20 protein-coding genes are annotated in these 19,910 nt (G+C 54.0%); 11 read left to right on the forward strand and 9 right to left on the reverse strand.

The features are described from left to right. Positions 1-11: 11 nt before the first annotated feature. On the reverse strand, positions 12-815 hold the full coding sequence (locus IE090_RS08335; protein ID WP_189387904.1) for a TatD family hydrolase: 804 nt from the start codon (positions 813-815) through the stop codon (positions 12-14). A gap of 101 nt (positions 816-916) precedes the next feature. Between IE090_RS08335 and IE090_RS08340 the strand changes: the two genes are divergently transcribed. Next, positions 917-1,339, forward strand: coding sequence for a hypothetical protein (locus tag IE090_RS08340; protein ID WP_189387905.1), 423 nt, complete (start codon positions 917-919; stop codon positions 1,337-1,339). On the opposite strand, the gene IE090_RS08345 is transcribed toward IE090_RS08340, so the two are convergent. Together IE090_RS08345 and msrA are read right to left on the reverse strand one after the other, a co-directional pair. Continuing rightward, positions 1,314-2,051 carry a ParA family protein gene (locus tag IE090_RS08345; protein ID WP_189387906.1) on the reverse strand — a complete coding sequence of 246 codons (738 nt, stop codon included), beginning with the start codon at positions 2,049-2,051 and terminating at the stop codon, positions 1,314-1,316. The genes IE090_RS08340 and IE090_RS08345 overlap by 26 nt on opposite strands. Positions 2,052-2,089: 38 nt before the next feature. Continuing rightward, positions 2,090-2,713, reverse strand: coding sequence for a peptide-methionine (S)-S-oxide reductase MsrA (gene msrA / locus IE090_RS08350; protein WP_189387907.1), 624 nt, complete (start codon positions 2,711-2,713; stop codon positions 2,090-2,092). Positions 2,714-2,748: 35 nt separating this feature from the next. On the opposite strand from msrA, the gene IE090_RS08355 reads away from it, so the two are divergent. Together IE090_RS08355 and IE090_RS08360 are read left to right on the forward strand one after the other, a co-directional pair. Beyond that, the gene (locus IE090_RS08355; protein WP_189387908.1) at positions 2,749-3,513 is read left to right on the forward strand and encodes an MBL fold metallo-hydrolase; all 765 of its coding nucleotides are present in this window, start codon (positions 2,749-2,751) and stop codon (positions 3,511-3,513) included. Further along, positions 3,510-4,181: a class I SAM-dependent methyltransferase gene (locus IE090_RS08360; RefSeq protein ID WP_189387909.1), complete on the forward strand. Its 672-nt coding sequence runs from the start codon at positions 3,510-3,512 to the stop codon at positions 4,179-4,181. Before IE090_RS08355 ends, IE090_RS08360 begins: the two co-directional genes overlap by 4 nt. 68 nt (positions 4,182-4,249) lie before the next feature. Here IE090_RS08360 and IE090_RS08365 read toward each other — a convergent pair whose 3' ends face one another. Beyond that, the gene (locus tag IE090_RS08365) at positions 4,250-6,019 is read right to left on the reverse strand and encodes an alkaline phosphatase D family protein (protein WP_189387910.1); all 1,770 of its coding nucleotides are present in this window, start codon (positions 6,017-6,019) and stop codon (positions 4,250-4,252) included. A gap of 241 nt (positions 6,020-6,260) precedes the next feature. On the opposite strand from IE090_RS08365, the gene IE090_RS08370 reads away from it, so the two are divergent. Next, a complete protein-coding gene (locus IE090_RS08370; RefSeq protein ID WP_189387911.1) occupies positions 6,261-8,162 on the forward strand; it encodes a ribonuclease R family protein in 1,902 nt (633 codons plus the stop codon). A 63-nt stretch (positions 8,163-8,225) separates the two neighbouring features. Here IE090_RS08370 and IE090_RS08375 read toward each other — a convergent pair whose 3' ends face one another. Beyond that, complete coding sequence (locus tag IE090_RS08375; protein WP_189387912.1) at positions 8,226-8,681, reverse strand: hypothetical protein; 456 nt, start codon at positions 8,679-8,681, stop codon at positions 8,226-8,228. Positions 8,682-9,228: 547 nt separating this feature from the next. On the opposite strand from IE090_RS08375, the gene IE090_RS08380 reads away from it, so the two are divergent. The 3 genes from IE090_RS08380 (at position 9,229) to IE090_RS08390 (ending at position 13,161) form a co-directional block, all read left to right on the forward strand. After that, positions 9,229-9,465 carry a FeoA family protein gene (locus tag IE090_RS08380; RefSeq protein ID WP_189387913.1) on the forward strand — a complete coding sequence of 79 codons (237 nt, stop codon included), beginning with the start codon at positions 9,229-9,231 and terminating at the stop codon, positions 9,463-9,465. A 46-nt stretch (positions 9,466-9,511) separates the two neighbouring features. Then, the gene (gene feoB / locus IE090_RS08385; protein WP_189387914.1) at positions 9,512-11,776 is read left to right on the forward strand and encodes a Fe(2+) transporter permease subunit FeoB; all 2,265 of its coding nucleotides are present in this window, start codon (positions 9,512-9,514) and stop codon (positions 11,774-11,776) included. A gap of 119 nt (positions 11,777-11,895) precedes the next feature. Continuing rightward, complete coding sequence (locus IE090_RS08390; protein ID WP_189387915.1) at positions 11,896-13,161, forward strand: inorganic phosphate transporter; 1,266 nt, start codon at positions 11,896-11,898, stop codon at positions 13,159-13,161. A gap of 43 nt (positions 13,162-13,204) precedes the next feature. Here IE090_RS08390 and IE090_RS08395 read toward each other — a convergent pair whose 3' ends face one another. Next, entirely contained in the window at positions 13,205-13,819 is a 615-nt protein-coding gene (locus IE090_RS08395) for a flavin reductase family protein (RefSeq protein ID WP_189387916.1), read from the reverse strand. A 61-nt stretch (positions 13,820-13,880) separates the two neighbouring features. Here IE090_RS08395 and IE090_RS08400 point away from each other — a divergent pair, with 61 nt between their 5' ends. The 4 genes from IE090_RS08400 to IE090_RS08415 all read left to right on the forward strand — a co-directional run bounded on the left by IE090_RS08400 (position 13,881) and on the right by IE090_RS08415 (position 16,615). Next, complete coding sequence (locus tag IE090_RS08400; protein ID WP_189387917.1) at positions 13,881-14,846, forward strand: bile acid:sodium symporter family protein; 966 nt, start codon at positions 13,881-13,883, stop codon at positions 14,844-14,846. A 217-nt stretch (positions 14,847-15,063) separates the two neighbouring features. Beyond that, a complete protein-coding gene (locus tag IE090_RS08405) occupies positions 15,064-15,273 on the forward strand; it encodes a cold-shock protein (protein ID WP_189387918.1) in 210 nt (69 codons plus the stop codon). 101 nt (positions 15,274-15,374) lie between these two features. Beyond that, positions 15,375-15,710 (forward strand): DUF1289 domain-containing protein, encoded by a 336-nt coding sequence (locus IE090_RS08410; protein ID WP_229815594.1) that lies wholly within the window; start codon positions 15,375-15,377, stop codon positions 15,708-15,710. Positions 15,711-15,787: 77 nt separating this feature from the next. Continuing rightward, positions 15,788-16,615, forward strand: coding sequence for an HDOD domain-containing protein (locus IE090_RS08415; protein WP_189387919.1), 828 nt, complete (start codon positions 15,788-15,790; stop codon positions 16,613-16,615). Here the strand turns inward: IE090_RS08415 and IE090_RS08420 are convergent. Genes IE090_RS08420 through IE090_RS08430 form a run of 3 tightly spaced genes read right to left on the reverse strand, consistent with a single transcriptional unit; the run spans position 16,570 to position 19,828 of the window. Beyond that, entirely contained in the window at positions 16,570-17,556 is a 987-nt protein-coding gene (locus tag IE090_RS08420) for an alpha-L-glutamate ligase-like protein (protein WP_189387920.1), read from the reverse strand. The genes IE090_RS08415 and IE090_RS08420 overlap by 46 nt on opposite strands. Continuing rightward, entirely contained in the window at positions 17,556-19,067 is a 1,512-nt protein-coding gene (locus tag IE090_RS08425; protein WP_189387921.1) for an inactive transglutaminase family protein, read from the reverse strand. Before IE090_RS08425 ends, IE090_RS08420 begins: the two co-directional genes overlap by 1 nt. After that, complete coding sequence (locus IE090_RS08430) at positions 19,064-19,828, reverse strand: ATP-dependent zinc protease family protein (protein WP_189387922.1); 765 nt, start codon at positions 19,826-19,828, stop codon at positions 19,064-19,066. The genes IE090_RS08425 and IE090_RS08430 overlap by 4 nt, the downstream gene beginning before the upstream one ends. Positions 19,829-19,910: the final 82 nt, after the last annotated feature.

A 19,910-nucleotide genomic window follows, 5' to 3' on the forward strand; every position in this document is an offset into this window, starting at 1 on the left:
GAACAGTACCGCTAATTTAATCCAGATATATCAAACGGGTTTTGCGCAAATACGGTGCCGAAAGTCTCCGTCGTTTGCAGCGCAATCTGAGCCAATGGCAACGACACTAGGTGCGCTAGCAACTGGCCATATAAAGGAATCATCGCCGGAGAATTGGCTGGCAACTGATCGCGATGTATAAACGCTGGTGCCATATCCGGTGCGTCCGTCTCCAGCAACCACGCCGATAACGGTAAGGCTTTTACCGTACGTCGCAAACGCTGTGCGCGTACGTGCGTAAACGCCCCCCCTAAGCCCAAATGCAGACCACAATCCAAGTAAGCCTTGGCTTGTTGCTCACTGCCGGTAAACGCATGTACCACACCACCATAACTGAACTGGCGCTGGCGCAAACGCTGGGCGACTTGGTCATGGGCTTTGCGTACGTGCAGAATAATCGGCAATTTCAGCTGCTGCGCCAGTGCCAGTTGCTGATCAAACAACTGCCATTGCAGGTGACGCTCATGGTCAGAGCGAGCCACAACATAATCCAACCCAAACTCTCCGATCGCAACGCAGCCGGGGCGAATCAAACCGGCAAGCTGCTCAACCTCGCCAGCCCTGTGCTGCGCCATAAAATACGGATGCAAGCCAACACTCCAGAGCCACGGCTGATGCCGACAGAAATCTGCCAAGCGCTGGCTTTGGGCCAGCGTGATGCCAGGAATCAGTAATGCCTGTATGCCTTGTTGCTGGCACCACTGCCAGTGCTGCTGGCGCACCGAAGAAAAGACATCAAAGTCATAATGACAGTGACTATCAATCCATTTATGCATAAAAACTCCGATCGTCGGGCTGATTCGGGTCAACCACTTGTCAGCGGCGCCGCCCCCATTAATACTGGCGTCCGTCGCTACTGGCCAGGAGAGCACAGACCATGGACCTCACTTTGGATGAGTTGCGCGAATTGATCGTCAGGCCGACGCTACAGCAGCTGGGGTGTCACAGTTGCGCTAGCGAAAACCTGCTGGTGGCTCTGGCGTATCGCCATCAGCGCTATGGCGACCATGCTAAACATCCGGGCATTTATCCCATTGATGCCGCGCTGCATGTGCGCCTATGGGACAAATATTTGGCTTTTCATCCGGAGCTGGCCAGTCGCATACGCGGCCTGGCATCCCAACGCGAGTTTCTCAATAACCCACACCCTGAGCTCACCCTCAACTTGCGCTACGCCACTGCTGTGGCTTGGGCCGCGTATTTGGCCTTTCCCGCGGCCACAGCTAGGCGCTCGAGCCAACAAACTGTGCTTAAAAAGTCTTCATCACAGAGTGCTAGCGCAGATTCAGCCGTGGTTTGACGTGCTGCCAGAGCGTGCGGTAGCTGCGCGATAAGGGCACATGCGGCAAAGCCGTGACAATGGGCTGGCGCAACTCGAGCATTTTCTCGGCGCTGGCCGATTGCGTGATAAAGGTAGGCAGTAACTCACGGAACTGCGATGCCTCCTCTCTAGCCCAGCGCACTTGAGCTTGCTTGCGTTTATCCAGCATGGTGACAAAGGGCAGCCATTGCTTGGATTTCACCCATTCCAGCTGCTGCCTCAGCTGCTGATAAGCATGCAAGGATATGCCGGATGGCTGTACGGGTATTAACAAGCGATCTACTGCGCGCAACACACCTTCCATTTGCGGCGTGAGCGCGGGCGGACAATCAATAAACACCAGCCCGAATTGTTCCGATAGCAGGCTCAATGCATCGGTCATGGCCTGTCGGGCAGCCGTTTTACCAGCTAGGCTTTGCTGGAATTTTCGCAACGACAAATCGGCGGCGATCAAATGCAGGTGTGGCCAGCGAGTCTCTTGAATCAAAGACCCAAGGGGCTGCTCACCTCGCCAATATTTATTCTGCTTACCCTGTGCTTGCTCTCCCAACACCCAAGTCGCCCCGCCTTGCGGGTCCAAATCCCATAGCAGCGTTGGAATACCATCAGCGGCGGCCAGTGCCGCCAAGTTGACCGCACTGGTGGTTTTGCCCACCCCGCCTTTTAACTGAAATACGGCTACCGCGCGCATTGCCTCGTCCTAAGTCATTGTCCTGACAAGCATAACCGTCAGTAGCTGACATTACAGCCCGACAGGCCGCAATAGCCGCCCGGGTTTTTGGCTAAATACTGCTGGTGATCCGCTTCGGCAAAATAAAACTCATTTAACTCGCGAATCTCCGTGGTGATGCCACCTTGGCCGGCTTCGGTTAAGCGCTGCTGGTAGTGATCGCGGCTGGCCAGCGCCTGCGCCAGATCATTGGCATCGGCAGCGTATAACGCGGAGCGATATTGAGTGCCCACATCATTACCCTGACGCATGCCCTGAGTCGGATCATGGCTTTCCCAAAACGCGGTCAATAGCGCTTCCAAACTCACCACCTCTGGCCGGTACCAAATACGCACGACCTCGGTATGGCCAGTCTGCCCACTGCAGACTTCCTGATAGGTAGGGTTGGGGGTTGTGCCTCCGGCGTAACCGACGGCCGTCACTTCAACGCCGTCCATGGTCCAGAAGCGTCGCTCGGCACCCCAGAAACAGCCCATGCCCACGATCAATTGCCGCGTGCCGGCTGGCATCTGAGTCAGCGATTGGCCATTGACAAAATGCTGCTCGGGAACCGCCATCGGCTCTTCGCGGCCAGGCAGGGCTTCATCAGCGGTAGGGATGGACATCAGTTTAGGACGCCACATAATGCACCTCTTTAAGTTGGTAGATGGTGCGCATTATGACAGATTCACAGCGTGTGGATTCCAGCAGTGGGCTGAACTTATTTTTTCATGGTTGCGGCAGTGGCGGACACCTAAGCCTTGGCAGCGCTGCGGCCACCGTAGAACAGCAAGGCACACCACTGCTGTTGATTGACTGTGGCCCTGGCACTCTGGCGTCGTTTCAGCAGCGCTATCAATGCTTGCCGCCAGCGCTTTTTATTAGCCACGCCCATATGGATCATATTGCCGACTTGGAAATATTAACCGTGCGCGCACGCTTAGCAGGCGTTGCGCCCATTCCGTTATTTGTGCCCTTGTCGATCATAACTACCTTGCATCAACGCTTGGCTACCTATCCGGGCACCATGGCCGAGGGCGATCATAACTTTTGGCAGGCGTTCCAGCTGCTGCCCGTGACCGACGGCTTTATCTGGCAGCAGCGCCAATGGCAAATCCACGCCACTCGTCACCATGCACCGGGTTCTAGCTACGCCTTACACTTAGCCGGCACGCTGTTTTACAGCGGCGACACTCGGCCCATTCCAGAAGTCATGGCGCATTGTTTAAAGGGTGGCGAGCGCCTGTTTCATGACTGTGGGCTGCACGCCAACCCATCTCACACGGGCTTGGAGGATTTAGCGCGTGAGTACCCCGAGACGCTGCGCCAACAACTGGTGCTGTATCACTACGCCAATGAACAAGACGGCGAGCAACTGCGCCAGGCCGGCTATCAAGTGGCCCGCCCCGGCGATTGCTTTGCTTTGGGAGCCAGCCAAGCATGAGCCAAGCTGGCGAACTCAACCGTTTTTTGCAGCCAATGCTCGATGATGCCCGTGTCAGCGCCCAAACCCTACCCGATTGCCAGGGCCTTAAGCTGTGGCTACTCGACCCCGAGCCGCTCAAACGCCCCTTTACTGACGACGAGGTCGAGCGCATTCAGACGTTTCCTGCCTATTGGGGATTTTGCTGGGCCAGTGGTTTGGTATTGGCGCGTCAACTGCTGCAACAGCCACATTGGGTGCTGGGCAAACGGGTATTAGATTTTGGTGCCGGCTCTGGCGTGGTCGGCATGGCGGCGCTGATGGCCGGCGCCAAAGAGGTAATTTTCTGTGACATCGACCCACAAGCCTTGATTGCTTGCCAAGCCAATGTGCACCTCAACCAATGGCATCAGCCTAACTGGCGCTTGCATGGAAACTTACTCGACAACACGCCTGACGATATCGACTTATTGATTGCCGCCGACGTGCTGTATGACCGCGCAAATTTGCCACTGCTTAAACTGTTTCGCCAACACGCCAGCCAAGTTTTGGTGGCCGACTCACGCATCAAAGACTTCGACTTTCCGCCCTATGCACCTTTGGGTGTAAAGCCTGCGTGCACCTTGCCCGACTTGGATGAATCGCAAGAGTTTCGCAGCGTTCGGCTGTATCAGGCCAGCGGCGCATAAAAAAGCCGAGCGAGTGCTCGGCTTTTTACATTGGCCAGCGAGCCATAAAGATTCAGAGGTTCGCTAGATTATGCCTCCTGCAAACGGCGCTGACCTTTGCCTGGTTTCACCTTCAGCGACTTAGCCGTGGTCGCTGTGTAGTCTTTACTGGCGATGGTGTCGATAAAGACCCAGTCACACTTGGCTTGTTGGTGAGTGAACTCCACCCGCATAAAGCCGCGTGATTTAGCATTGAGGAACTTCAAGTCATCAACCAAGGTGGTGACCGCTTGCTCAAAACCAGCTTGCAGCTGGGCGTTATCGCCAAAACCAACGTAGGTTTCAAAACCGGGTGAGGTTACCGATGAGGTAGCAAACTCAACCCCCACAGCGCCCTGATCACGCTGCACATTGCCGCTGTCGTCGGCCACATACAACTCGCTGGCCCAGGCATTGTGGGTATCCCCCGCCAGCACCACCAAGTTTTTATCCAACAACTGGGCGCGGCGTAAAATTTCCTCACGCGCTGGGAAGTAACCGTCCCAAGCATCGAGGTTGTATGGCGCAACGGCAGTCACCCGAGGGTTGCTTGGGTCGGTGGCTTTAATGGTGGCCAACTCCGCCAATAGCTGTGCCACTTCGGCCTGCTTGGCGCTGGCATCGACCCCCGCTTCCAGCATCGCCTGAATTTCACCCAGACCTGACAGCAACTCAATGGGAATCATAATGCGGCCCATCAATACCTGCTGACCCAGCACCTGCCAAGTGGCGCTTGAGTCAATCATATTGCCAACAATGTGCTGTTGTTGCTCAGCCCCCAACAAGGTGCGGCTGGTGTCTGCCAATGCCGCGCTGAAGCCATTGATGTCGATATTGCCCTGACCGTCAATAAAGTCGCCGTAAGACAGCGGTTTATCGCGTGCGAGCATGCGTGTATCAGCCATGTGCAGGCTCAATAGGTTGCCAAAATCAAAGCTGCGGTAAATTTTGCCGCGATCCGCCCCGGTGCGAATCGGCAGCCACTCATGGTAGGCCTGCTGGGCTACGCTGCGGCGGGCAAAAAAGTCGCCCTCACCATCATTGTGGTTTTGAGCACCGTTTTTGTAGGCATCATTAGCCAGTTCGTGGTCATCCCAAACGCAAATAAATGGCTTGCTGGCGTGGACGGCTTGCAGGTCAACATCGCTGCGGTATTGGGCGTAGCGCGCGCGGTACTGCTCTAGCGTCAGGATTTCGCTGACCGGCTCAGGCTGGCGGCCTTGGGCATCTGGGCTGGGATATTCATTCGAGCCGTATTCATAAATGTAATCGCCCAAGTGCAGCACCACATCGACATCACTCTCTGCCATGGCGCGATAAGCGTTAAAGAAACCAGCGGGATAGTTGGCACATGAGCACACCGCCAAGGTCACGCTGTCAACACTGCCGGCGGGCAGGGTTTGAGTGCGCCCAACCGGCGAGGCCGCATTGTCTTTGCCAGCAAACTGGTAATAGTAAGTGGTGCCAGGTTGCAGACCAGTCACGTCCACTTTAACGGTAAAGTCGCGCTCGGCATCTGTGTATTCTTTGCCCGAAGCGACCACGTCGGTCATGGCCTCATCGCGCGCCACCACCCAAGCCACTTCGGCTTCGGTACCGTCTGCGTTGTCCGGCGTTACGCGGGTCCAGATAATCACTGCATCCGCCAGCGGATCACCGGACGCCACCCCGTGGCCAAATACAAATACTGTTAAATCGCGATCGTCGTCATCATCGTCACCAAAGCAGCCGGTCAAAGCTGCCGGTACGGTGGCCGCACCTGCGCCTAAGGCAACGGATTTGAGAAAGCTACGGCGGCTCACGCCAGTCGGTTGCGTCATGAAATACCCCTTTATTGTGATAAAAATCGGTGACCATGGGTCAAAGCTGCGCTATGCAAGCACAGAGATGTTACCGTTATTATTTCTGCTGTCGAAATAATTGTGTCGTTTTGTTAACCCGCACCACCGTCATGGCCGCCCTGCCCAGCGCTGGCCCCGATGCAGCAGATCCAGTACACTTGCGCCTCATTTTTTCCTCACGGTTCCCCAGCGGATGCTTGATCAAAACGCCCTTTCCCAATTGAAGTCCCTGAAACAAGAAATACACGATAGCACGCCTCGCTTTCAGGGCCGCGTACGCGCCACCAGCGGGCGTTTTGGCTTTGTAAACACCGACGATGGCCAGCAGTTTTTTCTCTCTCCCGACGAGATGGATAAAGTCCTGCCGGGCGATGTTATTGAATTTCGCGTCGAAACCACCAGCGAAGGCAAGCAACAGGGCGTGATTGAAAAACTCATCAGCACGGAGTTGGATGACTTCTTTGGCCGTTACCTTGTACGTGGCAAGGGCCATTTTGTGGAACCCGACCACGGCAGCATGAATCGCTGGATATTTGTACCGCCCGCCAAACGCCAAGGCTGTGCAGATGGCGACTTAGTCTATGCCCGCATGAGCCAGCACCCCTTTCCCAAGGGTCGTGCCCAAGCGGTGATTGAACAGCGCATCGGTGCTGCTAATGAAAAAGGCATTGAACACAGCTATATGCTGCAAAAATTCGGTCTTAGTGCCGAGTTCAGCGAAGCGGTCAACGCCGAAGTGCAGGCCCTGAGCGAACAAGGGCTAACTGAGCTGCTGGCGCAACGCGAGGATTTCACTCACCTACCGTTTGTCACCATCGATTCTGCAGGCACCCGTGACCTAGACGATGCGCTGTATGCTGAAGCCCACAGCCAAGGCTGGACGCTGTGGGTCGCAGTGGCTGACCCAGCCGCCGTCATAGCTCCCGGCAGCGCCATTGACCAAGCAGCCCAAGCGCGCGGCACATCGGTTTATTTCCCACAGCAAATGCTGCCCATGCTGCCAACGGAGCTGTCAGAGCAGTTGTGCTCACTGAACGAAGACGAAGAGCGCGCGGCGCTGGTCATCGAGCTGCGCTTGGCCGACAGCGGCCAAATTGACAGCACCCATTTATTCCGAGGTCGCATTCGCAGCCGAGGCAAACTGACCTACAACCAAGTCGCGCAATTGATTGCCGGCGAAGAAGCCGACATCAGCGCCGAACTGCATGGCCATTTATTGCACCTCAGCTCCTGCGCACAGGCATTAAGCCAATATCGCCAGCAACACTGCTTGGTGATGGAAGAGCGCCCAGATTACAAACTGCTGTTTGATGAAGAAGGCCAGATTCGAGACATTGTGCAAGTAGAGCGCAATGAAGCGCACCGCTTAGTAGAAGAATGCATGCTCGCAGCCAACCGTGCTGTAGCCGATTGGCTGGCCAGCCAGCAGCAAGGGATATACATCAGCCACGCCGGTATTCGTACCGAGCGCTTAGGCGAAGTGACGAGCTTATTAAAAGAACACTTAGCGCTGCCGCAAAAGCCACAACTGCAAGAGTTGGATCAATACATCGAGCACTTGCAAACCGCCGCCAAGCATGAAGGTGAACTGCCGCTACGCACTATTATTAGTCGCCAGCTTGAACGCAGCCTGATCAGCACCGAAGACGCGCCGCACTTCGGCTTGGGTTTCCAGCGTTACACCACGGCAACGTCACCCCTGCGCAAGTACAACGACCTGCTGGTTCACCGCCTGATTGCCGCCTTGCTCCAGCAGCAGGAAGCCACGTTACCAGAAGCCGAGGTGCTGCAGCACATCCAACAACAGCAAATGCTGGCTCGCTCAGCGGCCAACCAAACCGAACACTGGTTAAAGTTGCGCTGGTTAGCTCAACAACCAGAAGATGCCACGTTTGAAGCAACGTTGGTGCACATGAATGCCTCAAACTTTACCGTGCGTCTTAACGATACCGGCGTTGAAGGCATGATCGACCGTCGCAAGCAACGCAAAGAATGGACGTTCGACACTAAGACTCTGAGCCATTACAAAGACGATCAGCGCTTTATTCTCGGCCAAACGGTTCGTGTGCGCGTCCATCAACTGGATGCCGACCGACGTCAATTGCAGTTTGCGTTGGCGTAAAACATCGGCATAAAAAAAGAGGAGCTTTGCTCCTCTTTTTTTATTGCTTACATCCGATACGGTTTAATCAACCTTCCAAGTTTTCACTGTGGCAAAACCGTATTCGTCAATCCATTGATCCAGCAACTTAGGGTTACGCTTAATTTTCTCAACTTTCTCTTGTGTCGCTGGATTTTTGTACGTACCCACCGCTAATTTAGGCTTTGGCAATGTACTTGGTTTGCTGTTGCCTTTTTTATTCGCAACTTTTTCAAAGTGCTTTTGCAAGTTGGTGTAAATCGATGACGGTGCTTCCTGACTCGCCATGCTGATGATCCATTTTTCAATTTCAGCAGCACGGGCAACAAACAGTTCATGTTCGGACAAGCCGTTTTGGTTGCACAACCGCCTGACGATAGTATCGAACTCCTTAATACCCTCGAGCTTCTTTTCCTGCTCTATCTTCAGTGCTTCCAGTTCTTCAATCTTTTGCTTATGCAGCTGAATTTTCTTATCGATATCTTCGGAGAATACGCTCACTGTTTACCTCAAGTAGTACTATTCATGAAATGATCTAAACGACATACCGATATTGCCCATTACTCAGCCACACTGCCTAATTAAGTGACTGATTACTGCAATACCCATATGCCAAGCCACGGGCTGATGCTTATTTGACCGTGTACTTATCGTTTAAACGAATGGTTAGCAGGCGCTAACCAAGGCCGTCAAAGTATCGGGCAAAGATGAACATTATTCAATGCATACTGACGAATCTACACCCGTTTAAGCATATCAAACTTGTGAACAATCCGTTGCCGGCTTCTAAACACCACGACGGCTTCTTATTACAACGCCATTGTGCCTCCTCTAGCCAGCAAAGTGCCGACCACTTCTTGGTGCTATGTATGGCCCACCAACCCGTTAGCCCCAGCCCTTGTCTATGCAGGAAGAGTATTTGCAGGATAAGCACCAACGTTCCCTATTGACTGGTTATTGATTTGGAACAAGCCATCCACAACCTGACACTTGCTGACAGAATTGGTAAAGATTATTATTCCCATTCTTTCCGGCAGAGCCTGATCGTATGACTACCTTGGCACACCTCAATATCGGCGAACGCGCTCGCATCAGTGATATTCAAGCTGGCACCTCAGCTTTTCAACGCAAATTATTGGCGCTGGGGTTAGTTCCAGGCGCTGAGATTGCCCTGTGCCGTACAGCCCCGTTGGGCGATCCACTGCAATTTCAACTCAATGGCGGTTCGATCAGTCTGCGCCAACAGGAAGCTAGGTTAATCCAAGTACGCCTGCTGGACGCTTAAACCGCTCCGCTTTACCCACGACCGCTCACAACATATCGAGGTATATATGCCAGAGGCAGTCATTGGCCTAATCGGCAATCCCAACTGTGGCAAATCCACATTATTTAATACCCTGACTGGCGCCCGACAAGTAGTCGGCAACTGGCCAGGGGTGACGGTTGAGCGCAAAAGTGGCCAGCTTCAGGGCCAACAGCAAAAGTGCACCTTGATTGATTTGCCCGGCACTTATTCTCTGGACAGCAGCGATGACGAAACACCCGCCGACGAGCACATTGCACGGCAGTTTCTTCTTAATGGCGAAGCCGATCTCATCATTAATATTGTCGATGCCAATAATTTGCAGCGGCATTTGTATTTAACAGCGCAACTGCTCGATATGCAGGTACCACTGATATGTGTGGTTAATATGGTGGATGTGGCTGCCCGCCACGGCAAACGCATTGATTGCGATGCTTTGGCAAAGCAGCTGGGCGTCCCTGTTATCCCGATGGTGGCAGCAAGCGGTAAAGGCACCGAAGCGCTGCGACAACACATTGATCAGCAGCTTGGCCAGCCCTGTCCGACGCGCCCGGTAACATTTGACGATCCTCAGTTAGAGGCAGCCATTATGCAGCTGTGCCAACCATCATCTGGCATCAGTGCGTCGCGGTTTCACGCAGTCCAATGGCTCCATCAACCTGAGCAGGCACCCGCTGCGGTTACTCACTGTGCCCAACAGTTGCAGCAATCATTGCAACAGCAGCAGTCCATCGACGCTCGTATCGCCAGCCAGCGCTATACCCGGCTAGCGGATATCGTGGCCAATGTCAGCCACAGTGAAATGCACGCCGCCAGTTTGACAGAAAAAATTGATCACTGGGTGCTAAATCGCTGGCTCGGCATCCCGATTTTTTTCTTGGTCATGTATTTCATGTTTACCTTCGCCATTAATATTGGTGGGGCGTTTATCGATTTCTTTGATATTGCTGCAGCGACGATCTTTGTTGATGGCAGCCGCTGGTTGCTGGATAGCCTCTCGTCCCCTGCATGGCTGACCACGATATTGGCCGATGGCATTGGCGGCGGCATTCAATTAGTCGCGACTTTTGTACCCGTCATTGCCGGCCTGTATTTGGTGCTGTCCTTTATTGAAGATTCTGGCTACATGGCTAGGGCTGCGTTTGTGATGGACCGGCTAATGCGCAGCGTTGGTTTGCCTGGGAAATCTTTTGTGCCGCTCATCGTTGGTTTTGGCTGTAACGTGCCGGCCGTTATGGCGGCTCGCTCATTGGATACCCACAAAGATCGGCTATTAACCATTGCCATGGCGCCCTTTATGTCATGCGGCGCGCGTTTATCGGTTTACGCCATGTTTGCGGCGGTGTTCTTTCATCAACATGGCGCCAGCGTGGTGTTTGCGCTGTATGTGCTCGGCATTGCTATGGCCATTTTGACTGGCCTGGCGCTGAAGAAAACCTTGTTCCGCAGCGACCTAACTCCGTTTGTGATGGAAATGCCGGCCTATCACGTGCCCACGTTAAAAGGTGTGCTTTGGAAAACTTGGCAAAAGCTAAAGGCATTTTGCACCCGCGCTGGCAAAACCATCGTCATGGTAGTGGTACTGCTTAGCTTTATTAACTCGATCGGCACTGACGGCTCATTTGGCAACCAAAACCGCGACGATTCTGCTTTATCTGCTCTGGCACGCGTAGTCACACCGGTTTTTGCACCAATGGGCGTCGCTAAAGATAACTGGCAGGCCACGGTCGGCATTGTGACTGGGCTGTTCGCTAAAGAAACCGTTGTAGGCACCTTGGATGCCTTGTATTCACCTGCCAACTCCGAGCACCACCAGTTCGATTTAGTCGCCGGCCTACAAGAGGCGGTCGCTACCATTCCGGAAAACCTCAGCGCCGCTCTGGACGGTTGGCTCGATCCGTTGGGTTTATCCATTGTTGGCGCCGACCAACAAGCAGAGCAAGGTGTGCAAGCCGATACCTTTAATAGCATGGCCACAGCCTTCGGCAGCTCGGCAGCAGCATTTGCTTATTTGGTCTTCGTTTTACTCTATACGCCGTGCGTTGCCACATTGGGTGCCATGGTGCGCGAAGCCGGCATGCGCTGGATGTTATTCGTCGCTGGCTGGAGCACGGCGCTGGCCTACTGCAGCGCCGTCATTTGCTACCAACTGTCACAGTTGAGCCTGCATCCGCTCACTGCGTTTGGCTGGGTTTTGGGCTGTAGCTGTCTATTGGCGTTGGGGCTGTGGCAGATGCGCCGCTACGGTGTTCGTCGTGACCAGCAACTGATTCCACTAACGCCTGTTTCATAAGGAATAATCGCGTCGTGGCTGCCGCCAGTTGTGGCAGCCACAAACCTGCTATCAGGCGGCTATGAACTCACGGTTCGCTGAGTTAGAATGCGCGCGCTTCAAATCCGAGGACACAGACGATGGAATTAATCGCTGACCAGGGCACATTATTTGTCATCCTGGCCTGCATTTTTGGCGCTTTCATGGCTTGGGGTATTGGTGCGAATGACGTCGCCAATGCCATGGGTACATCCGTAGGCTCCAAAGCAATCACCATTAAGCAAGCAGTGTTAATTGCGATTGTATTTGAATTTGCCGGTGCATTTTTAGCCGGTGGTGAGGTAACGGCAACGATTCGCAAAGGCATTATTGATGCCGACGTGGTCAGTGCCAATCCTGACTTATTAGTATTTGGCATGCTGTCGTCATTATTGGCGGCTGGCACTTGGCTGATGATCGCCTCAATCCGTGGCTGGCCCGTGTCCACCACCCACTCTATTGTCGGTGCCATTGTTGGGTTCGCTGCCGTGGGCATCTCTATGGAAGCGGTCAAATGGGGCAAGGTCGGCAACATTGCCGCCAGTTGGGTGGTATCGCCCCTGGTAGCCGGTAGTATTGCGTTTGTATTGTACAAATCGGTTCAACACTGGATTCACGACAGTGACAACCCATTTGCACAATCCAAGCGCCTGGTGCCGTTTTATATCTTCCTAGTGGGCTTTGTGATCGCCATGGTGACCTTGACCAAGGGGCTCAAGCACCTTGGACTTGATATCACCTTTACTCAAGCATTGGGTTATTCCTTTGTATTGGGTCTGATTATCATGGCTATTGGTGCATTTTTTGTACGCCGGGTACATGCCGATCCAGAAGTGTCGGAGGCAGCACATTTTGCCAACGTCGAGAAAGTCTTCGCTATTTTGATGGTGTTTACCGCTTGCGCCATGGCCTTTGCCCACGGCTCCAACGATGTAGCCAATGCTATTGGCCCAGTCGCCGCCATTTATACTGTGGTTTCTAATGGCGGAGAAGTCGTCGCCAAGTCGGTTGTGCCGGTGTGGATCTTATTGGTGGGTGCGGTCGGCATTGTGATTGGCTTAATGACCTTTGGCCATCGCGTTATCGCCACCGTAGGCACTGGTATTACCGAGCTAACGCCCAGTCGTGGTTTTGCTGCTACGCTGGCGTCGGCCACCACAGTGGTCGTTGCCTCGGGCACGGGCTTGCCGGTATCAACGACTCAGGTATTGGTCGGTGCAGTGCTGGGGGTCGGCTTAGCCATGGGGGCAGGCGCCTTGAATCACCGCAAGATCGGCTCGATTTTCATCTCTTGGCTGGTGACGCTGCCTGCTGGCGCCTTACTGGCGATTATATTCTTCTCCATTTTTAAATGGATCTGGCTGTAACTGCTGGGCGCCAGTTAGACTGGCGCCTATTTTCAGAAGCCTATTAAGGCCTAGGTTTAGCCATCAGCTCTCCCAGCGCGGCATAGCCACTGCCTCCCAAACGAGCCAGCGGGTCTAGCTGTGCTGCATCCACGTAGTGGCGCCCATCTTTTTCCGTCACTAACTCATCACGACAAAACACCCGCTCTATCTGCAAAAAAACAATGTTCTGCTGCGCCGCTCCTAGGCTCAGTTGCTGTTGCCAATGACATAAAAACGCCACCGGCGCAGTGGCAACACGCGGCAAGTCGGCACCCGGCCAATCCACCAATGGTAAATCGGCTAGCTCAGGTTGCTGCAACTCGCTTTCTCCTGCGGGTAAGCTGGCGGCGCTTTGGTTGAGTGGCAGCAGTTGTGAGCGACTGGCAATGTGAACAACGGCTTTGCCATGACGCAAATTGGCACAGCTGTCTTTCACGCTGCCGTCAGCCTTGTGACCAATCGACACCATTAATGTCGGCGGCTCGGAACAGACGGGGGCAAAAAAAGAAAACGGTGCCAAGTTCAGCTCACCATTACTATGACGAGTCAAAATCCAAGCTATCGGGCGCGGAATCACGGTTTGAGTTAACCAGTGATAACGCTGATTAGGACTGAGTGAAGCAAAATCGATTTCCATAACTCCTCGCTTGAGATCAATGCAGGTAGACGGTATAACGCGGCAACCGTCAGGAGGCCCTATGTTATCAGTCAGCCGTTTGTTCCCGTTACTTGCCATTGCCGTCAGCGTACTGGCTTGGTACGAACCTGCCCCCTTGCTCAGCTGGGGCGACGCCATTGTGCCGCTACTCATGCTGGTGATGTTCTGTATGGGGCTGACGCTGCGCTGGCAGGATTTTCGCCGCGTATGGAACAAACCCAAGCCGTTAGCGCTGGGGGTGGTGTTGCAGTTTAGCGTCATGCCCCTATTGGCCTGGGTGCTAGCCAACCTGCTACAACTACCGAACGAGCTCGCAATTGGCTTGATGTTGGTCGGTGCCTGCGCCGGTGGCACCGCTTCCAATGTGATTACTTATCTAGCCGGTGGCGACGTCGCCCTGTCAGTCAGCATGACCTTGCTCTCCACCCTCTGGGGCGTGGTATTAACGCCCTATTTGGTGTGGTTTTACGCCGGTGCCCACGTAGAAGTCGCTCCACTGGCAATGCTGGCCACATTGGCGCAGATCGTACTTTTGCCCATTCTTGTAGGATTGCTGGTCAGCCGTTTTTTGCCGCAACTGCGCCAGGTCCTACAGCGCTATTTAGCCGACTTGGCCAGCGCCGTTATCCTCTTCATTATTGCCATTATCGTCGCCCTCAATGCCGAAGAAGTCGCGACCCTTGCGTTACCTGTCATCGCCGCAGTGGCACTGCATAATATTTTGGGTTTGGCGATCGGCTACGGCGTCGCGCGCTGGAGCGGACAAACCAAAGTCGAGGCGCGTACCATTGCCATTGAAGTTGGCATGCAAAACTCCGGCTTGGGCGTAGCACTGGCTATGAAGTACTACAGCCCGCTGGCCGCCCTGCCTGGGGCTTTATTTAGTATTTGGCACAACCTGAGCGGATCGGCGCTAGCTAGCTACTGGCAATGGCGCACCCGTCATCAAATTGCAACACAGCTGAGCGACTCTCAGTCAACGGCAACGCCAAAAACTTACGAATGAAAGCAAAAGCTGCTTGGTATGCTCAGGGAAGTGGGCTACTATGACTCTGCCGGTTAACTCCGGTGGTATTGACGAGTGCTCCATATTTGAACGATATGCATGATACTGGTCGATAGAAAGGCATGGCTGCAGCTACTAGGCACTCATTCGAACCAGTAACAACAGCGTATGCTCAAGTAATACCCGCCAATAATGGCACAACTGTTAGGAAAAACGCATGGCAGATTTAGTTCAAGGCACCGTCAAATGGTTCAACGATGAAAAAGGCTTCGGCTTCATCGCTCAAGATTCCGGTAAAGACGTATTCGTTCACTTCAGTGCAATCAACGGTAACGGCCGTAAAACACTGGTAGAAGGCCAGACCGTAACCATGGAAGTGGTTCAAGGTCAAAAAGGTCCTCAAGCGGAAAACGTGACTCCAGTCTGATTTTCCTAACCCAGCGGCATCCGCCGCTGGGTTTCTTGCTTTTCCCTCCTTCGTAATGCTTAGATAAATAGCCCAATCACCTCCACAGGCGATGTACTTCGATGCTGGATCAGGGCGAGTTATTTCCTATTCCCAACCCCTGCCGGGGCGTTTGCCAAGTCAATAATCGCGGCTACTGCAAAGGTTGCTTACGCAGTCGCCAAGAGCGTTTTCACTGGCATGAATTCACGCCCTTTCAGCAACAGCTGATCATTAACCTCTGCGATAAAAGACGGCGCAAGATACTGCAAGCTCAAAAAGCTGCGAAAGAAATCAACGAAGAAGGCCCATCGCCCCAACCAGATCTGTTTGCCAACCAGCCAGCAGCTCACCCTCACACACCTGACAACCACATAGACGGACGTGCCACCAGCGGTGAGCAAGGTCAATTGTTCTGAGCACTCATGGATTAGTCGCCAGATACGCAAACCCGCCCTATGCTGATAAAACAACGCCCAAGTCATAAGGAAAATCCATGAGCTTGTCAGATCTGTTTAATAGTGACACTGCCTTGCCCCATATTCCCAAGGTGGTGCAGGACATCATCACTAGCTTTGATGACGATGACGTCAGCATTGACGCCTTAGGAAAGAAAGTGGCCCTCGATCAAGCCCTAACAGCAAAGGTGTTACGCTTGGCCAACTCCGCCCACTACGGCATTGGACGTGAAGTCAGTAGTGCCGAAGATGCGGTGACCTTTTTAGGTTTTAGCACCTTACGCACCATGGTATTGGCATCAGGCATGACTTCGGCCTTCAAGCCCACACCACGATTCGATCAAGCTGCGTTCTGGCGCGATGCCTTCTCGGTTGCCGCGCTGTCTCGCTGGTTGGCCAAGTTCACACCCGATGGCGATGGCGACACCGCTTTTACTTGCGGCATGCTGCATAGCATTGGCCAACTGCTGATCCATCAACAAATGCCAGACGCCGCAGACAGCATTGAGCAGTCAGTAAAATTGGGTGGAACGCGTCATTTGCTAGAACAGGTTCAGCTGGGCTTTACCTCGGCGGAAGCCGGAGCTGAGCTGGCGCGGCGCTGGAAGTTCCCCAAAGCGATTCAGGAAGCACTGGCTGGACAAAATAATCCAGATTTAGAGCTACCCTTCAGCAATACCGCCGGCATTGTTTATCTGGCGCGCTATTTACGCAAAGCCCAGCTTGAACACTGGCCGGAGGATGAGTTGATCGATCAATTCCCCAGCCACACCGCTCATCAGCTGGGCCTTAACGAGCAAGCACTGTTTGATCAACTGGATCAAATAACAGAGCTGTCTTCTGGGCTAGAGGCTTTACTGGAGTGAGCAAACGTCTCCTGTGCCATCTCTACCCGCCGAGCCGGCGACCAACGCAGCGCTTCCTGCCGGCGTCGCTCGGCAGCACGTAAACGCGGTAACAAGCCCGTTTGGTTTGCCACCTGAATGGCCAAACCTGGGCGAGCATTCAGCTCTAACAACAGTGGCCCGCGCTGCTCATCGATCACCAAATCAACCCCCAAATAGCCTAACCCCGTCATGTCATAACAGGTTGCCGCAAAGGTCAGTAAATCCGACCAACCTGGAACTTGAAGTGCTTCCAGCGCTTTGCCGGTATCTGGGTGCAGAATAACCGGCTGACCATGCTGTACGGCACTGATGGCCTGCCCGGAGGCCATATCCAAGCCCACGCCAATGGCCCCTTGATGCAAATTGGCTTTGCCGTCAGATTCACGCGTTGGAAGGCGCGTCATCGCCATCACCGGAAAGCCACAGCAAACAATCACTCGAATATCAGGCAAGCCTTCATAGCCGTAGGCTTGCACCACAGAATCGGCAATCACGCGCTGTTCAATAATGGCGCTATCCGGACTGCCGCCGAGGCTGTGCAAGCCAGATAAGGTATTGGACACGTGGCGGCGTAGATCCGTCAGCGTCATGCGTGCACCGCTGGCTTTGATAAAAACATCACCCTCAACCCGATCCACCACCACAATGCCTTTGCCACCACTGCCCTTTACCGGTTTGATGACAAAACCTTCGCCTTGAGGCAAATACTGATGCAACTGGTAAACATCGTGCTGGGTTGTGACGGTATGCAGCAACTTGGGCGTGGGAATATCAAAGCGCTCAGCCAGTTGCTTGGTGCGCAGCTTATTATCCACCAGCGGATACAGGGCGCGGTCGTTGTAGCGACCAATGTACTCGCGATTGCGACGATTCATTCCCAGAATGCCGCGCTGACGAATCGCTTGCCAACGACGCAACATCAGTTGGCAAACTCACGAAAACGGCGCAATTCCAACAAGCGATAACCGCTGTAGGAGCCAATCATCAACACCAATGCCAACACCACAAACTGCAGACCGAGGAAGTTAAAGGTCAAATGTTGAATCCAAACATGGCTCATGGCCAGATACGCCAATACCGCCGTCAGCAAACTACCGCCGCCTTGCACCACCACTTCACGCGCGCCTTCTTCCTCCCATAGGATCGACATGCGCTCAATGGTCCAAGACAAGATAATCATGGGGAACAGCGTAATCTTCAGCCCCTCGGTCAAACCCAACTTATACGCCAGTACACTGAAGACACCGACAATGGCAATCACTGACAATATTACCGCCGTAATTCGTGCCACCAGCAACAAGTTAAGGTTGGATAAATAGCTGCGCACCAGCAACCCTGCTCCAACGACCAAAATAAAGCCAATCAAGCCCGTCACCAACGACGTTTGCATAAAGGCCAAAGCAATCAACACCGGCATAAAGGTGCCAGACGTGCGCAGCCCCACCAATATGCGCAAGATGCAAACGATCAGGGCACCAATGGGCAGCAGCAATATGGTCTTAAATACCGCCTGTTCTTCAATCGGCAGGGCGTGAATCGAGAAATTAAACAAATCGTATTGACCCGATAATTGCTCAGATAAGGCACCGTAAGCCGCATCTTGCTGGCGAATCATAGAAAAGCGAATGTTCGAGTGACGCGCTCCCATCACATCCAATACCGGCTGACCACCTGGATTCCAGATCAAGAGCTGCTCAGGTTCCAGGCTTTTGGGCGCGCGCCCAGGCACGGCGAAAATCTCATTGTGCTCACCCTGCCAGACTTGAATCAAAGGCATTAAGGTCTGGTTTCGGCGGCCGTCTTCCAGCTGCAAACCGTAGACCACGGCCGCTGGAATGCCGGCTTGCTGCAGCATATCGGCAATCAGCAAGGCCATGTCCGAGCCGTATTTTTCCTTCAGTAACACCACATGTTGCAGCGGCTGCGGCGCCGCCAGCAGCTTGAGCAGCTCGCGACTGAAACTGAAGTTATCTGCCGACGTGCTGTGCGCACGCTGCAGCAAGTCGTCAATGGCATTGGCATAAGGCGCGGGCCACTGTCTCTGACGCAATACGGGAGCGGGCATGGTCACTGCAGCTTGACCTGGGCTCACTAGAATTTCACTGCGATAGAACAGGGTTTGCGGCCCCTGCGCTTCTCGCACCGTCCACACAGCACGGGCATGAGGCTGCTCAACAAAGTTGAGGCCGTAACCGGGTGATGCGCCGGTTTCCTGCAACGGCACCAGCGCTTGCTGCGGCGTCGGTCTGGCCATTTCAACCCGCACCGGCTGACCATCGGCAACAAAGTCGATGCGCGCTTCGACCAACCACAGGGTTTGGCTTTCACCCGGCAATAACGGCACATCGTATTGCAGGTGGCGATGAAGAATCAGACCAACGCCAATGACCAGCATAAACACAATCAGCCACACAGGCCCGCGCGCCGTCATTCGCTGTTTTCTCCCTCTACAGGGCCGGCTTTGTTCACCGGCGGTTTGGGATGAATAAATTCTTGGGCGACATCAATTAGGGCCACATCGCGCAAAAATTCGCGTCCAAGTAATAGCGGGTAATCCATGTCGCGCCGATCGGTCAGGGTGAACTCAGTATCTTGGCGCAATGATTTACCCAACGAAACCGTCAGATTGACCACGGCGCGGCGCTCAAGTTCATCGCTCGACGCTTGGCGAATGCGTACATAGCGCACCACAGGCGCTTCCAACTCCACCGCGCCGCCGATTTCATCATGGGTCACGGTAAAGCGAATCCAGCGCTCTTCATTGCGCTCGAAGGGAGTCATTTGGGTGGCACTGAGCGATGACGTGGTAGCGCCACTGTCGATGCGGCCAGGCAAATACTGAGCCAGAGCCGGCAAATACAGCCATTCAACGGCACCAACGATGACCTTGTCGCCTTGCTCCGCTTGTTCGGGCTCAACCGCCAGACAAGGTTGCGGGGTCGCCGCCGGTGCAGACTCAGGCACGGATACTGTTTGCAACTGCTGCAATTGCTCACTGAGACGGCTCAGCTGCTGCTGCCAATCGCCGCAGGCCTGCTGCCATTGCTGGGATAGCTGTTCGGTTTGCTGTTGCTGCTGCTGCGCCAAGCTGTCCGCTACAGTGGCTGACGTCAGCGATCGGTGTTCAGCTGATGGCCAGTAAGCACAGCCGCTGAGCAGTACCGGCCAGCACCACCAGGCTTTGTGAATCATGCTCTACTCCACGCAAAAAACTGCGCGCATTTAACCACAAGTCAGAGCGAAGAGAGAGGGCAGAAAGCGACGCCCGTGCACA

Source organism: Bacterioplanes sanyensis, from assembly GCF_014652515.1.
GTDB classification, from domain to species: Bacteria; Pseudomonadota; Gammaproteobacteria; order Pseudomonadales; family Oceanobacteraceae; genus Bacterioplanes; species Bacterioplanes sanyensis.